Raw genomic sequence first — 15,735 nt, 5'->3', positions numbered from 1 at the left:
TGATATCTGATTGGGCCAGCGAGCTCGGTTTGAACGAATACTGAGATTTAAAATAACTGAAGGAATGCTTCACCATGACTGATTTGAATAAAAAATACGACGAAGCGGTCGCGTTGAAAAATGAAGAAAAACTCGACCAAGCAGTCGTCATGCTCGAGGAAATCGTCGCGGAAGCCCCGGACCATAAACTCTCGCATTCCGCCCTGGCGGTCTACTTGCAGAAATTGAATCGGATGGAAGAAGCGGTCGCTCACGCCAAACGAGTCGTGGAAATTGACCCCAGCGATACCTTCTCCTACACGCAGCTTTCCATCATCTGCCAGCGGTGTGGATTGATTCAGGAAGCGGAAGACGCATTGGCTCAGGCCCGCATTCAAGCTCCTCAATAGGAAAATGGCGATCTGCAGATTCGACAATCGCTCTTGTCGACCTGGTAAGCGCTTCCTGAGAACGGGATAACTTCTCCCACGCACCCCTCCAATTAACTCTGTCAATCAACTTAGTTTTGTATCAGGTGACTCAAGGAATGGATCCCTCTTCCCCGGCAGTGGATCGTCTCGAATCGGCGATTGCACCTCTGCGCGACCAACTACTTTCCCATCCGATTTACGAAGCCATTACCTCGGTTGAACAGCTGCGGATTTTTATGGAGCAGCATGTCTTTGCCGTGTGGGATTTCATGTCTTTGCTGAAACGGTTGCAACAGCATGCCGCCGGTTGCCAACTTCCCTGGGTTCCTCCCGCGGATATCTCCATCGCCCGATTCATCAACGAAATCGTCCTTGGAGAGGAATGTGACGAAGACCGAAAAGGGGGATACCTCAGTCACTTTCAGCTCTACTTGGAGGCAATGTCTGATATCGATGCCAGCCGGTCTGAGGTCGAGAAACTGATCGACGGGTTACGGGACGGTCAGAAGTTCGACCACCTCTGGCCTCAGATTCAGAAGTTGGAATCGACTTCAGGTTTTGTAAACCACACGATGTCTCTGTCGCTGGAAGGGAAAATCCACGAGGTCGCCGCTTCCTTCTGCTATGGTCGGGAAGAGATCATTCCCGATATGTTTTCTCGCCTGGTTCCGGTGATCAAAGAGAGTGGTCTTCCGGTGGAGCAATTCGTCTACTATCTGGAGCGACACATCGAGCTCGATGGTGATGAACATGGAGCACTCGCCCGCAGACTAGTCGAGGTCCTCATTGGTGAAAGCGAAGAGAAATTAGTTGAAGCAACCCGCGCGGCAGAAGCGGCTATTCAGTCTCGAATTGAATTGTGGGACGGCATTGTCGAGCGAATCACCAAATCCCCATTGTCGACACGATGCTCCTAAGGATCAGTTTCACGTGAAACTCCCAGCTTCCCGGGGCTATCATCGTGAAGCACCTTACCGTTATCTGAATTGGATAAATCCCGCGGGGATGAGTGCGGCCAAGTCATACAGCCTGTGACCTGGCGGATCACGATTTCAGTGCCAGCATCTCAGCGAGGAAAGTCGTCGAACTTAGTCCGGCTGTCTGATTCAAAATCGGGAAGCCTCAAATAGCCTGGCTCCTCGAACGGGGGTATCTCTTCGCGGGCGTCGAATTCTTCCGGGAGCACCTCAAAGACGGGAGGTGCATCGAACTGATCGGTGGGAACCGGCACCAGTTCTTCTTCTGTGTTCTCCCAGGGATTCGCATTGGTGGGGCGAGAAACCGGCGGCATGCTACCAGACGTTCGAGTAGAATAAAACGGAGATGAATCCTCGCCTTCGTCGACGACTTCAGTGTGATTCGCCTGCAGAAGTCCTTCGGGTGGGACGATGCGGATTTTCTCGGTGACATCGAACTGCCGGTTATCACCTGTGGTGAGGCGGGCGTGAATGAGGAGTTCTTCGTTTTCGGGAACGTCCTGCCAGGTGAGATCAAACAGATACCCAACTCCAACGAAGCCAGAGTGCCAGTGTGATTTCATTTCCTGAGGGTGGAACTCCCATTGTCCAATGACTTCCTCTTCTTCGGAGAGGGAATGATCAATCAGTTCGATCAATAGGTTACCCGGCAATTTGACCAGGGTACCATCTTCATCGTGAGGGGAGAGAAGCAAAGAGATCGCTTCGTCGCCCGGTTTCCCGTCATGGTCGAGTCCGCCAGTCAGCAGAGTGTTGATCCGAATTCCGGTGACCTGATAGAGCGAGTGTGCCTGCTCGTGAAGCAATGCGGTTTGGCCGGTCCCCACCATTTGAAGCCGGAGCGTATCTGCTTCCTGTTCGCGGACGACCAGATCTTCTTCCAGTTGTTCGATCTTCTGGTTAAGGGCGTGGATTTCGTCTCTTTGATCCCGAAAGCGCGCTTCCCAGACCTCACGCTTTGCCGTTGATTGACAACCAGCAAGCAGCGCGATTCCGAGCAATGACATCCATGTCCAGCGGAAGTGCAGCATAAGATTCGGTGGTGCTAAGCGAGTGATACCGGAGGGCATCCAACTCCATCGTCGTTACATCCATGTAACACGTGGGCAGCGAGATGATTCAGTCCGGGGAATTATCTGAGGAGAAGAGAGCGGGACTATAGCGGCAAAACCCATTTTATGGAAAGAGGATTCCTCCCGGGTTTCACATGAAAATCGTGAAATCCGGGAGGAATTATTCTCTGTGGTCAGGTCGCGGCGTCCGCTTTACTGGGGCACCATTATTTAGGCAGCTCGATCTTGTCCATGACTTTGTCGATCAGACCATAATCTTTGGCTTCTTCTGCGGTCATGAAGTTGTCACGATCGGTGTCTTCTTCGAGCTTCTCGTAAGTCTGTCCGGTATGTTTGAGAAGAATCTCATTCATCCGTTTTTTTACTTTCAACACCTCTTTGGCGTGAATCTCAAGGTCCGACGCGGTTCCTTCCATACCGGCCAGCGGCTGGTGGATCATGATACGCGCGTTTGGTAATGCGAACCGTTTTTCCGGATGACCGGCGGTCAGCAGGACGGCACCCATACTGGCGGCCTGGCCCATACAGTAGGTAGCGACATCGCAGCTGATGTACTGCATCGTATCGTAGATCGCCATACCGGCGGTGATGGAACCACCTGGCGAATTGATGTAGAAGTGGATGTCCGCTTCGGCGTCTTCGAACTGAAGGAAGAGCAACTGGGCAACCAGACTGTTGGCCACGTCATCATTGACCTGACTGCCGAGGATGATAATCCGGTCCCGGAGCAGCCGACTGTAGATATCCATGGCCCGCTCGTCGCGGCCATTTTTCTCGATCACGTAGGGAACGAGTGTAGTCATGAGATTAGACTTTCCTGCGAAAGGGGAAACTGTATTGGAGTTCGGCGACGGGATGTAATAGGTTCCCGTCCGTGACAAGGACTACTTTTTCTGTTTCGTACTGGGGATCAATACTTCGTCCACGAGACCGTACTCGACCGACTCGGAGGCCGTCAGGTAGCGGTCGCGCATGGTGTCCTTGGCAATCTGCTCGATGGGTTGTTTGGTATGTGAGGAGAGAATCTCGTTGAGGGTCTCTCTGGTTTTCAGGATCTCGGTAGCCTGAATCTCAATGTCGGAAACCTGCCCGCCCACCTGGCCGTGTGGCTGGTGGATCATCATTTTGGCGTGCGGCAGGATATATCGTTTTTTATCCGTACCACCGGCGATCAGCACGGCACCGCCTGAAGCGGCCAGTCCGACGCAGTAAGTTGCGATATTACAATCGAGATACTGCATCGTATCGTAGATCGCCATTGTCGCCGTGACGGAACCGCCCGGTGAGTTGACGTACATGTGGATGTCCTGGTGACGGTTTTCGGATTGCAGATAGAGCAATTTCATCACGATCAGGTTGGCGCTGCCATCATTGATGACTCCGTCCAGAAAGACGATGCGATTCTCCAGCAGCAAATCGCCAATGCCCATCTGTCGTTGCTGGGAGTATTGTCGAGCGCGCTGGTTCATGGGGTTGAGGGGCGAAAAATCGGCCGCAGAATTGAACACGAAACGTTCCTCTCGTATCTGTCGGTTGATAAAGACCCCGGTCCAGTCAGGGTCGAAAATGGGTAATGCAGATTATGGAATCATATGATGACGTCTGGTAAATGACCATCCCTGAGGATGATTTCACCTTCTCGGACCGGCATTTCAATGTCTCGAAATCCAAATTGAGGGATACTCGATCTCACTTTTCCGGTCAAGCCTAACACTCGCGTCTCCTCACTACGTCAGCTTGAGGCTGACCAAGGCTGGGGTTCGATGGTTCCCGCCGCTATTATGGGCGGAATTCCAAGAGGGTTTCCCTGCCACTTACAAGTAACCGATCGATGGTAACCCTGTCTTCTCCAAGGTCTCGTTTCGAGTTTGTTGTCTGAATCACTCTAGGATTGTCCCCATGGCGGAACCGCTTAAGAACTACTACTCACGAGATTACATTGCCAAGCTGGCGACGACACTCAGAGAATGCGACCCTCGGATCAACCCTGTCCATTTCCGAAAACGGATCTTCGATGCCAGTTGGGAAGAGAAAGAACTCAAAGAGCGGATGTCGCACATCACGATCTCCCTTCGCGAGGTACTGCCAGACGACTTTCCCGAGTCGGTTTCGATTCTGGGCGAAGCGATTGAACGGATGCCAAGTGACAAGAATTCGGGTTACCTGGGTTTGTACTTTCCCGAATTCGTGGCCTTATATGGGCGACAGGATTGGGAGACTTCGCTGCCGGCGCTCGCCTGGTTCACTCGTTTTTCGTCGTCCGAATTCGCCGTGCGGCCCTTCATCCTTGACGACCCCGAACGAATGATGCAGCAGATGAGGTATTGGGCGATCGACGAAAACGAGCATGTTCGCCGATTGTCAAGCGAGGGATGCCGACCGCGATTACCCTGGGCTCCAGCCCTGCCACTCTTCAAACTGGATCCGCAACCGGTGCTGGATCTGTTGGGAATCCTGAAACGAGATGAAGCGCGATACGTTCAGAAGAGTGTGGCCAACAACCTCAACGACATCTCCAAGGACCATCCGGAGCAGGTGCTGGAGACGGCGGAACGCTGGCAAGGTCTCACTTCGGAAACTGACTGGATAATCAAACACGCCTGCCGAACTTTGCTCAAACAATCCCACCCTCGAGCGTTGTCTCTATTTGGATATGACGCGCGTGTGAAAGAACTGACCGATTTCACCGTAAATCAAACCGAAATCAACCTGGGGGATGAGTTGGAGTTTGCGGTTTCGTTTCATGTGAAACGGAAGTGCAAACTTCGTGTAGAGTACGTAATCGACTACCTCAAAAAAAACGGAACTCTTGCGCCCAAGGTGTTCCAATGGACCGAACGCGAGTTTGAATCCGGACACCACGAGCTTCAAAAAAAGCAACGCTTCACTCCGTTAACAACCCGACAGCATTACCCGGGTGCGCACCACATCCGGGTACGGATCAACGGAAGAGAATTTGAATCGAAAGAATTCCTGTTAATCACCTAGTAAACTTGCTCTGTCTAATAGAGGTTTACTCTTCAATAGTTGGCTTTTTTACTTCGGTATTTCTGGCTAGATTTTCACATGATTTGATGCTTGCTTTGATCGCTTGAATCACCGGAGCGAAGTCCTCTGGGATCTGATCCTGGAGCGAACGTAGTAATTCTTTTTCAGCCAGATAAGTATCGATCGCCTCTTGGTATTTATTCATTTGGACGTATTGATCTGCCAGTCTTCTGTAGTTGTCTACCAACAGACGACGGAGTTGTGCGTCTGTAGGATCCAGCTCCACTAGCGGACGACGAAGATCGATTCGTTCCTGCATCGCATTTGTGAGATTGTCGATTCGACCCTCGCCTTGGTAAAAAGTAATCAAAGCGTCATAAACATAGCTCAGGTGTTTTTTGTGTTTGATGTCGTTTGGATCGATATCAACTGCCTGTCGCTGATACTGAATTCCCTCCTGATATGCCTTCTCGGCCGCATCCGTATCCTTCAATCCGTCATAATATAAATGACCGAGAAGTTCACGATTCCAGGCGATGGTATCCAGGATCTGCTGATCCCGGGAAATCCCGTCCGGCGAATTCTGGAATAGTACGAACGCTGTCCTTAAATGCTTTTCAGCAGATTCGCTCTCCCCCAGGAGGTCGTGCATACTGCCTACGCTGGAATGAGCGTAGATGGTCAGGTAGATACAATCACGATTTTCGGGGTGCTCGTCAAATAATTTCAGGGCCAACTCCAACGCTTTCGAATTGGAATCGAGCGCCTTTCTGGTCATTGATTTCTGATTCCAGAACTCTCCTTCTTCGAGGTAGGCGTGGATGACGCCAGTTGCATACTCGAAATTGTCTGGATACTCGTTCGCTAACTCCAGTCGCAATTCAATACATTTATCCAGATAGGTTTTCGCCTTCTGAGTATTATTAGTATCGATGAGATCGGAAGCAACACGCTGTAGGGCGATGGAGTATTTCCAGAGAATATCGGGAGCACGATTCCCGTTAACATCCACAACCTGCTCGAACAACGTGACAGACTGCTTGTACAATTCGAGCGATTTAGTGGCAGCATTCTCTCCACTCTCATCACCCAGTCGTGAGTAGATGTCAGCAAGGTTGATCAAGGCGGCCGCTTGCGTGGCCGTAACGGTGGATGAATTTTCGAATCCGGCTGAAACTTGTTCGAGTTTTTCAATCGCTTCTTTTACAATTTTACGACGTTTTTCTCCCGCCTCGGGTATCTCTCGCAAGAGAGAATTGACGTCGAAGATGATCGTCGTCAGTGCCTCAAGAGCAAGTTGCGATTGCTCGGAGGCAATGCGCTCGTTGCGAATTGCGGACTCCGCTCGGCCTTCAGCCAGCAGGCCGAAGTAAATGGAGAACCCGGAGCCCAATATCATGGTGAACACCACAGCGGCGATAAGTCCGGCCACAGTTTGATTTCGACCACACCAGCGACGGAAACGCCTAAGCGAACTGATAGGTCGAGCGGTGATGGGCCGCCCTTCGCGAAATCGTTTTAATTCTTCAGCAAGTTCGTGAGCCGATTGATAGCGTTGGGTTCGATTTTTCTCGAGACATTTAAGGCAGATCGTTTCCAGATCGGTTGAGATTTTCGAGTCAAACTTTCGGGGCGGAATAGGTTCTTCTTCCAGAACCTGTTTGAGTGTCGCCATCGAACTTGATGATTTGAATGGCGGGCGACCGCACAGCATCGCGTAGAGGATCGCGCCAATGGAATAGACGTCGGCTGTGACGCCCATTTCTTCAGCCATTCCCGTCGCCTGCTCCGGTGGCATGTAACTGGGTGTTCCTAAAATCTGGCCTGTCACGGTGAGATTGCTGTCTTCCTCGATTCGTTTTGCCAATCCGAAGTCAGTGATTCGCGGATCATTTTTTTGATCAAGTAACACGTTTCCCGGTTTCAAATCGCGATGAATGACTCCCTTGGAATGGGCGTAAGACATCGCATTTGCGATGTCCATAACGATGCGGGCAATCTCTATTTGAGATAATAATTGAGATGTGACCGAGTCGCTAAGGCTCGTGCCCAGCACTAGGCCCATGGTAAAATAGTGCCGACCATCGTGCTCACCGACGTCGTAGACAGGGACGATTCCCGGATGATCGAGGTGAGCCGCCGCTTCCGCTTCCAACTGAAAACGGCGAACTTCCTGCTGGTTGGCAAATTCTCCCTGTGAAATCATCTTGAGCGCAACGAGGCGATTCAGTTTTAGTTGATACGCTTTATAGACAATGCCCATGCCTCCTCGCGCGATCTCGGAGACAATGACGTATTCACCGAACTGTTGCAGGTGATCCTGGCTTTCAATCCACTCTCGCGTCTGATTATCGGTGTCCGCTTGGAGTGTATCTTTTCCCACCATTCCCGAATCAAAACCAGTATCTGATGAGAAAAGAACCGTTTCTTCTACTCTGTCCTCGGGAACCATGTAGCGAGTTTTATCTAGCTCGGGTGGTTTTCCCGCGAGGAAAATGGTTTCCAGATTGATATCTAGTTCGGAGAAGCGGGTTTCATATTCTTTGAGTTCAGGTGTTTCGCCAGCGTTATTTCGTAACTCAATTTCGAGTGAGACGAGTTCCCGAATGAGTTGCTTTTGTTTATCTCCGTTCGAGTCGGAGACAAATTCTTCAATCGATGGGCGTGAGTCTGGTTTCCACGCCTCCTTAAATTCTTTGAGCTTCAGTGCTATCCACGGAGAGTTGGCGAGATTATTTCGAGGGTTTGGATTGTTCGAGGAGAGGTTCAAGACGAGCATCCTGTTCAGAAGTATGCTTAGGCGAGCTCGTTCTACCTGCGAGCACATTCGAACAGCGTAATTTCAGTCTGACGAGCAAGATATGATATCGCCATTCGATTCAGAAACGACAATCAAAGAGGAGGCGAGTCTGTCGCCTTAATTTATCTGTAAGTGTACTTTTGTGCGATGTTGTGTGTCGCGAGCTTTACGCTCGATGCACAAGCCGAGATGTCCATGATTCTGGGTGTCCTGCAACCGCTAAGTTGAAAATTTCACTAGCTCTAAACTAATACTATAACTGGTGGGATGCAATTAACAGGAGGCGGTGGCGACTTACGACAGTTCCGAAAAGAACATTGTGGACGGAGGCAGGAATCAGTGGGGCACGGTGACTTTCGATCATACAGAGTCACTCAGTACCTGTTTTGAGTAGCCAAAATCCGGGTTAGTGAAACCCAAGGAGAACTCCCGGTTGGCGAGGGGATATGCGGAATACTAGATAAGCAGTTACCAATGGGCGTAAAAAAACACCTGTTTGTCATGGTGACAAACAGGTGTTTTTTGTTTTAAGTCGAAAGCCGGTTGTGAAAACCTCGCTCTGTTTTGAATACTTTGAAAAGTATCAGTCACAGAGGCTTTCGAGCAAACTAAAAGTGGCGGGGACAGGATTCGAACCTGCGACCTCGAGGTTATGAGCCTCGCGAGCTACCAGACTGCTCCACCCCGCGCTCTGTGTGAGAGGGATTATAGAGCGAATTCGACAGTCGGAAAGGGTTGCAGCTTCGTTATTTGTGAATTTCTACTAATTTGGGTCGGCTGGAGCATCCTCGCCGGAATCTGTCTCCGCTTCAGGAATCGGGGGAATAGTCTCCTTTTCCTTCCCGACTTCACCCGCGAGTTCTTCCGGTCGCTTTAATAATTCGTATGCGTGTTGACGCGTAATCTCATGTGGATGAGTTAGCAGTTTCTGTTTTTGATCGTCGGAGAGGAATCCGGGATCGACTCGACCTGCCTCAATTTCCTGGTTCAGACGCCGAAATCGGTCCGCCGTGCGGAGCATTCCCTCCAGGGCGAAGAACCGATTCTGATCATTGTAATGGACCCACCCAGAGAGCAGGATGTTGTCCGCCGCCGCAGAATGCATGTCGGCCAGTCCGCCGATGGCTCCCTGTTTGAGTTCCGGATCCGTGCTGGCCGTCAGGTATTTTGTCAGATTCGCTCCCCCTTCTTCCCAGGAAAGCATCCCGATATTTCGAAGGGCATCGTACCGGGTTCCGGTTTTGACATTGGTGTCGTCCGCCATCTCCAGCGACTGTTCCAGCATCTGATTCCAGCGTTCGAGTAGATCGGTATTCTGTTCGAGAATCGGACGAAGGAATTCGCGCGGCCATTTCCCTTTTAAGGTCAGACCATTAATGACTGCGCCGCCGATGACTACCGATTCCCAATCCGCCATAGGTTCTCCCAGCTCTGGAAGGCCGACTTCGAGCAGCTCGCGAATTTCCTCTTCATTCAATGTTTTGGTCGCGTTGACCGAGACACGCCAGATCCAAGGAATGCGTCGATACTCCTCACCTTCCTCTTTCCAGGGATAGTCCTTGGTCATAGAGCTGACAATCTCTGCCGCCAATTGAGGGTACTCGGGGAAGAGGTCGCGACGTTGCTGTTCGTCCAACTCCTCGTTCAGAAGTCGATTTGCGAGGTCATCGGCTTGAGAAGGTTCTTTCTGGACTGCGGCCGGTTTTTCACAACCCGATGAAATCGTCAGCAGCAATAGTAGTAACAGGATGTACCGCATGTTGGCTCCAATGCCGGAGGAAAAAAGTGATCGGGGTGTCGAGTGTTCAACTCGGATTCTATCATTGAGTAGGAATAATTCGCGAAATCGTCGGTTACTCATCAGGAAATACGGCGGTTAGTCTTTTAAGTAGAGATGCCTCGAACGCATTCATCGGAACCATTCTTTCGGAAAAAGTTTTATGTTTCAACTGACTCGGCCTAACAGGGAAACTGTTCAGGGTCTGCTGCATTCCTTTCAGAACTCCGGTTTCAATTACGACGGGCACCCATTGTTGAGCCGCGAAGATATGCCGGGTTTCCGACATGACCATGTTAAAGTAGAGGTAGGGGCTGGTGAACAGAATTTTCGTACTGGGCAGGCTGCTTTTCAGGAATGGAAGATGTTCCCGCCGGAAATGGTGGACTTAATCCCTCTGCACGAGGGGATGGAAGTGGGGAACATCGTCGCGATTGTCGCCCGGGGCGGAGGTTTGTGGACCTACAACGCCTGCCGAATTTTCGAAGTCATTGATGACGAAGTCGATGGGGAACGCCAATTTGGGTTCTCCTATGCCACTTTGCCGGGGCACGTGGCCTGTGGCGAGGAGCGATTTCTACTCCGCTACAATCTATCGAGCGGCAAAATCAGTTATGAAATCGAAGTCTATTCCCGTCCACATCATCTGTTCGCCCGACTGGCTGCCCCCTACTTTCGGAGCGTTCAAAAACGCTTCCGGCGATTGTCGGTTGAGGCAATTCAACGAGCCATTCAAACCGAAAACCAAGTTCCTCCTTCACCCGTGCCTGCTGAATAATCATGGCGAAAATTGTTTCGCCCACCGCTTGGTTAGTCTGAGAGAACGAATGCCATCCACAAATAATCCCGCCCGAAGATTTCCCGGCAAACGAGTTCTGTTGATTATTTTGATCTGGGTAGCGCTCGTCGCATCGCGACGTCTGGAACTGGTCGAGTTAATCCTGCTGGCGGGTGTGGGTTTATCAATTCCGATCATCATTGAACTTTTATCGCGAACACTTGCAGAAATTCCTTTCCGTGATGTCCTTAATAAGATGAAGGATGAACCCTCGAAATTAAAGTGGGAACCATTCCTCTTACGGATGATTCGCCTGGTTTGGTTTCCTGCTTTTTCATTTTTGGCCGTCGCGTTGATAGTGAGTGATTGGCGGTTGATTGTGCTATTACTCGTGCCATTCGCAGTGTTGACTATGCTGTTCTCTCTGCATGGATTGGCGAGTCTGGTTGAACGCCAATGGAGCACGACTCTCTGTTTACTCGTGGCGGGACAATTCTATTATCCCGTTTCCGCCGTGTCACTTTTTCTGTGGAAATTTGAGATATCTTTGTTCGGACTCCCATTGGGAATCATTTTATTAACTGCTCTGCATTTTCAGTTTGCCGGGTTGGTGTTGCCGATTCTATTGGCACAGCTCCAAAAAGTATATTCCTCAACGACTCTTAACATTCTCTGCCTGTCGATTCTGGCCAGCATTCCTCTGGTCGGTTTGGGGATTGCTGGTTTTCCCCTTATCGAATGTGTCAGCGCACTTCTGTTGAGCACTATGTTAATGGCATTTGCATGCCAGCAATTATTCACCGCTTTCTCGTTCCGTCGACATCAACCTCTGGTTTCTTCGCTTTTGATGATCTCCGCATGCTCACTTCTGGTTTCCATGCCGATGGCGATGGTTTATGCGGTCGGCGAATTCTATGAAATCGCGTGGATCTCTATTCCTACTATGATTTCTTGGCATGGATCGCTGAATGCGTTTGGTTTCTGTTTTTGCGGTCTGCTGGGGTGGATGCTTAACGACAGGTCGATATACAAAAAATCCCTCGTTCAGAGGGCTACTCCGAACGAGGGATTATGAATTGACTTCACTTACGAACGTCGCTGCACGTCTTCGACAATGCCTTTTTTAATGGAAGCGGAATTCGCCACCAATGGTCAGGCCATCCACTTTGAATTGGTCCAAGCTGGAAGAGATGGAGAAGTCGGTCTGTTCCGCTACTGATCCAGTTTCATCAGATGTACCAATTACATTATAGCGGGTTTGATTTGCGGGTCGGGCGACCTTCATGGCATATTTCAAATCATAGCCGAAGAAAACGGAGAATCGTTCTGTGAGATGTGCCCTGGCATAAACCTGTAGGTCGATCAGCGGAGAGTATTCCGTCTTAGTTTCTTGCACAGAATATTTCTCACCGTCAAAGGCGAGGTCCTCGGTTCTGACACGGGTTCGATAGGTGTTAAAACCAATCAGGCCTTTGGGCTCAACACCCAGAGTAAAGTATTCGTGGCGAAACTCGAGGTTAAGCCCCAATGTTGCACCATAAATATTGTTGAAGGAGTCCTGACTCATGTGTAATTCGCCAGTAGTGGCCCATACGTTATATCGGTTGTCACGAATTGCGTCCGTGGATATGTTTTCATGAATAGCAAGGTACATCGCCCCTACTAATGGCCGTGCCACTAATCCATATTGTTTTTGATTAGGCAAGTCAATTAGGTACTTGGCATCTCCTCCCCAGACGTTATTCGTCATGCGGATTCGCATCTCGTCATAAACCAATTGGGGAGCGATAGGGGAAGCAATTTGACCGTTAACGGTAACGGGAAGATTATAATATTTAGGAAGTGGAACATAATCGACGTAACCGAGATCGATTCTGGGACCTGTGGTAAATATTCCTAACTCAGCAGGAATATCAGTTCCGTACACATTATCAGCTGCCTGTCCAACGATAAAGCTACTGATTTGAAATTCGCCCGATGTCAAAGGAACACCTAGGGTACCTCGAAATCCGCTCTTATCACTAAAGCTGATTCCTTCAAGGTCGAGGGCTCGGCTTACAGCAAATGGAACGACCGTGACGTCATCGTCAGCCAGATTGTACCAAGTGAAATACTCGCGGGAGTCAAAAACGTTGTCGGTAGAAATGACGACGTCAGAGACTAGGTCTCCAGAAACCAGAGGATTACCGACGACTTTGTTTCCAGGTCCATCCATCGACCAGAGCAAGTAGTCTGCTCGGAACCAGGAATTCTTTACGACCGCTCCCAGGAATCTTTCAAACTCGCTGGGTTGGTCCCAAGGATCATCCATGGTGTAATCGGCGGCTCGTGATGTTACCGTCGAACCTTGATGGTACGACATTCCCGGTTGGTGCCCGGGTCCCATCGGTTGCATGTGCGGTGGAAGCATCGGCGGGGCCATCGAGCTTTGACTGTAGCCAGAAGCCACAGGTTGTCCCGTTCCCAGCGGAAGTTGATTCCAATGGTTGGGATCCTCGAGATCATTCCAAGTCGGTAAATGGACCTGCTCCGGGGGGCCATAGCCATTCATGGCTGGTCCCTGAGCCCAAGCTTCGCTGCTTAAAGCGATGCCGGCGGTACAAAGTAAGATCATTTTTAAAAGGCGACTGGCCATATTTGGTATCCTGGTCGTCAAACCCACTGCCCATTCCAGTTTCATAACGTGTTAATCTCCGTGCAAACCGACGCCTCGAATGTGATAATCGGTCGTACCAGTCGTATCGGCTGTTCCGGTTGTAACGCTATTGCCAATCTTACGACGAATGTCAAAATATCACGATTATGCCGCGAATAGGGCTTGATCTAAGTCTGGATTCTTGCACGAGAAACGTAAATTTGTCCCTGAAGAACTACCCCTCGCGCGCGAAGCATCAAGACGAAAGCGACTTGAGGCGTCACATTGGGGGACGAGCGGCTTCATTAGAGGACAGGCGAACCCGTTGATCTCATGCCCTGTCGTAAACGAAGTCAGGGGGGGGAATTGCTCAACTTTCATGTCTCCACTCGGGGAATTGAGGTTGTAATTCCGAGTTGCCCCTTTGCGGTCGAAATACGATTTGATAGACTCTGCACTGATCGAAGGAAAGCGGGCTTGGAGTTCGTTTTCTGTTTCAAGCCCCGGTAGCTCAGCTGGATAGAGCATCGGTCTTCTAAACCGAGGGTCGCAGGTTCGAATCCTGCCCGGGGTGCTTTTCAACTCGCCTGCTGACGACGGCGTTTTGAATCTGATCAGTCGAGAAGTCGAATCACTGACTCTTTTTGATTTCTCCAATTGCTCTTAGTGACGCTTTCTCTGCAGTAACCAATCTCTGATTGATTCGTCTATCTCCTCAGCCTTCGTCTTTCTTCTGAGTGCCCGACTTTCTCCGTGCTTGACAGAGGACTGCCCTCCTTTGATGATAAAACTGACGTGTTAACTCCGATCAGTTCATCTATCACAAAGGTTTTCCGACATGCTTATCCGGACTGGTTGCGCCTGCCTCTTTTCTCTGTTGCTGATGTTCTGCTCGCTATCTCAAACGTCGGGAGCGGAACGGTTGCCCAATATCGTGCTCATTGTCAGCGATGATCAGGGTTATCAGGATCTGGGGTGCGCGGGATCGGATGAAGTTCTTACGCCTCACCTTGACCAGTTGGCGGCGGACGGAGTCCGTTGCACCAGCTTCTATGTGACCTGGCCCGCCTGTACCCCCTCTCGGGGAAGCATCTTGACTGGCCGGTACCCTCAGCGAAACGGTCTCTACGACATGATCCGCAACGACGTTGCCGATTTCGGGCGTAAGATTCCCGCAGCGGAATACGCAGTCTCTCCAGAGCGAATTCTGGGAATGGACGTTCGGGAAATCATGATATCCGATGTTTTAAAAGAGCAGGGATACCAGAACGGTATCTTTGGCAAATGGGACGGGGGACAACTGCAGCGATATCTTCCACTTCAAAATGGCTTCGATGAATTTTACGGACTGACGAATACGGGGATCGACTATTTTACTCATGAGCGTTACGGCATCCCTTCGATGTTTCGGCAAAACACCCCGACTACAGAAGATAAAGGGACCTATGCGACTGATCTCTTTAAACGAGAGGCGATTCAGTTCATCGAAAAGAATAAAGCGAACCCGTTCTTTTTGTATCTTCCCTTTAACGCGCCACACGGTGCTTCGAATCTGGATCCGGCGATTCGAGGAGCTGCACAGGCTCCAAAAAAATACAAAACGATGTACCCTCACCTGAAGGATACATTAACCGAGGGGACACGGTACGGAAAACCGGCTCAGGTTCCTTCGAAAGAAAAACGCCGACTGGAATACCTCGCAGCCGTCACCTCAATGGATGATGCGATTGGTGAAGTTCTCGCGGCTTTGGATGAACATCAATTGCGCGAGGAAACACTGGTCATCTTCTTCTCAGATAACGGAGGTTCTGGGGCGGCTGATAACAGTCCACTGCGAGGTTTCAAAGGGCAGATGTTTGAGGGGGGAATTCGTGTTCCCTTTATCGCCCGTTACCCGAAAGTCATTCCAGCTGGAACGGTGAACGACGATTTTCTTACAGCACTGGAATTGTTCCCAACCTTCGTCCAACTTGCGAGTGCGGAACTGCCGGAAGGAGTCACATATGACGGGTTCGACATGCTCTCTGTGCTGTCGGGGGAAGAGACCTCTCCCCGTCAGGAAATGTTCTGGGAACGCCGCAACGATCGGGCGGCCCGCGTCGGCAAATACAAATGGGTCGCTTCCCGTAAAGGAAAAGGTCTCTATGATCTCAGCACCGACATCGGCGAGCAACGGGATCTTTCCGAAGAACACCCGGAAGTACTCTCCCATCTTCAGGCCCGATTCAAAGCCTGGAAAGCCGAAATGAATGCCAGCGAACCCCGCCGCCCCTTCCAGGATTTCTAACCGGTGGGAA

12 protein-coding genes and 2 tRNA genes are annotated in these 15,735 nt (G+C 50.5%); 7 read left to right on the top strand and 7 right to left on the bottom strand.

What is annotated here, in order from left to right; genetic code table 11:
- The first annotated feature begins 74 nt into the window (after positions 1 to 74).
- Positions 75 to 389 (top strand): tetratricopeptide repeat protein, encoded by a 315-nt coding sequence (locus Pla110_RS18275; RefSeq protein WP_144997870.1) that lies wholly within the window; start codon positions 75 to 77, stop codon positions 387 to 389.
- 137 nt (positions 390 to 526) lie between these two features.
- The gene (locus tag Pla110_RS18270) at positions 527 to 1,327 is read left to right on the top strand and encodes a DUF3050 domain-containing protein (protein WP_144997868.1); all 801 of its coding nucleotides are present in this window, start codon (positions 527 to 529) and stop codon (positions 1,325 to 1,327) included.
- A gap of 149 nt (positions 1,328 to 1,476) precedes the next feature.
- Here Pla110_RS18270 and Pla110_RS18265 read toward each other — a convergent pair whose 3' ends face one another.
- The 3 genes from Pla110_RS18265 to Pla110_RS18255 all read right to left on the bottom strand — a co-directional run bounded on the left by Pla110_RS18265 (position 1,477) and on the right by Pla110_RS18255 (position 3,929).
- On the bottom strand, positions 1,477 to 2,457 hold the full coding sequence (locus Pla110_RS18265; protein ID WP_144997865.1) for a hypothetical protein: 981 nt from the start codon (positions 2,455 to 2,457) through the stop codon (positions 1,477 to 1,479).
- A gap of 209 nt (positions 2,458 to 2,666) precedes the next feature.
- Entirely contained in the window at positions 2,667 to 3,263 is a 597-nt protein-coding gene (gene clpP / locus Pla110_RS18260) for an ATP-dependent Clp endopeptidase proteolytic subunit ClpP (RefSeq protein WP_144997863.1), read from the bottom strand.
- 81 nt (positions 3,264 to 3,344) lie between these two features.
- The gene (locus tag Pla110_RS18255) at positions 3,345 to 3,929 is read right to left on the bottom strand and encodes a ClpP family protease (protein ID WP_144999755.1); all 585 of its coding nucleotides are present in this window, start codon (positions 3,927 to 3,929) and stop codon (positions 3,345 to 3,347) included.
- A gap of 430 nt (positions 3,930 to 4,359) precedes the next feature.
- Here Pla110_RS18255 and Pla110_RS18250 point away from each other — a divergent pair, with 430 nt between their 5' ends.
- Positions 4,360 to 5,448: a DNA alkylation repair protein gene (locus tag Pla110_RS18250; protein ID WP_144997861.1), complete on the top strand. Its 1,089-nt coding sequence runs from the start codon at positions 4,360 to 4,362 to the stop codon at positions 5,446 to 5,448.
- 25 nt (positions 5,449 to 5,473) lie between these two features.
- On the opposite strand, the gene Pla110_RS18245 is transcribed toward Pla110_RS18250, so the two are convergent.
- From Pla110_RS18245 to Pla110_RS18235, 3 genes are all read right to left on the bottom strand, one after another.
- Positions 5,474 to 8,218: a serine/threonine-protein kinase gene (locus Pla110_RS18245; protein WP_197440278.1), complete on the bottom strand. Its 2,745-nt coding sequence runs from the start codon at positions 8,216 to 8,218 to the stop codon at positions 5,474 to 5,476.
- Positions 8,219 to 8,863: 645 nt separating this feature from the next.
- Positions 8,864 to 8,937, bottom strand: a tRNA-Met gene (locus tag Pla110_RS18240).
- A gap of 74 nt (positions 8,938 to 9,011) precedes the next feature.
- The gene (locus tag Pla110_RS18235) at positions 9,012 to 10,007 is read right to left on the bottom strand and encodes a hypothetical protein (protein ID WP_144997857.1); all 996 of its coding nucleotides are present in this window, start codon (positions 10,005 to 10,007) and stop codon (positions 9,012 to 9,014) included.
- Between the two features lie 181 nt (positions 10,008 to 10,188).
- On the opposite strand from Pla110_RS18235, the gene Pla110_RS18230 reads away from it, so the two are divergent.
- Together Pla110_RS18230 and Pla110_RS18225 are read left to right on the top strand one after the other, a co-directional pair.
- Positions 10,189 to 10,803, top strand: coding sequence for a DUF1990 domain-containing protein (locus tag Pla110_RS18230; protein ID WP_144997855.1), 615 nt, complete (start codon positions 10,189 to 10,191; stop codon positions 10,801 to 10,803).
- Positions 10,804 to 10,852: 49 nt separating this feature from the next.
- Positions 10,853 to 11,878, top strand: coding sequence for a YndJ family transporter (locus tag Pla110_RS18225; protein ID WP_197440277.1), 1,026 nt, complete (start codon positions 10,853 to 10,855; stop codon positions 11,876 to 11,878).
- Between the two features lie 48 nt (positions 11,879 to 11,926).
- Here Pla110_RS18225 and Pla110_RS18220 read toward each other — a convergent pair whose 3' ends face one another.
- Positions 11,927 to 13,438, bottom strand: a complete 1,512-nt coding sequence (locus Pla110_RS18220; protein WP_197440276.1) for a BBP7 family outer membrane beta-barrel protein — start codon at positions 13,436 to 13,438, stop codon at positions 11,927 to 11,929.
- 500 nt (positions 13,439 to 13,938) lie between these two features.
- On the opposite strand from Pla110_RS18220, the gene Pla110_RS18215 reads away from it, so the two are divergent.
- Positions 13,939 to 14,012, top strand: a tRNA-Arg gene (locus Pla110_RS18215).
- A 264-nt stretch (positions 14,013 to 14,276) separates the two neighbouring features.
- Complete coding sequence (locus tag Pla110_RS18210; protein ID WP_144997850.1) at positions 14,277 to 15,725, top strand: sulfatase family protein; 1,449 nt, start codon at positions 14,277 to 14,279, stop codon at positions 15,723 to 15,725.
- The last annotated feature ends 10 nt before the right edge of the window (positions 15,726 to 15,735 follow it).

The sequence above is a fragment of the Polystyrenella longa genome (genome assembly GCF_007750395.1).
Classification (GTDB): Bacteria; Planctomycetota; Planctomycetia; order Planctomycetales; family Planctomycetaceae; genus Polystyrenella; species Polystyrenella longa.
The sequence above is the reverse complement of the archived record's forward strand: the minus strand, read 5'-3'. Positions and strand labels throughout refer to the sequence as shown.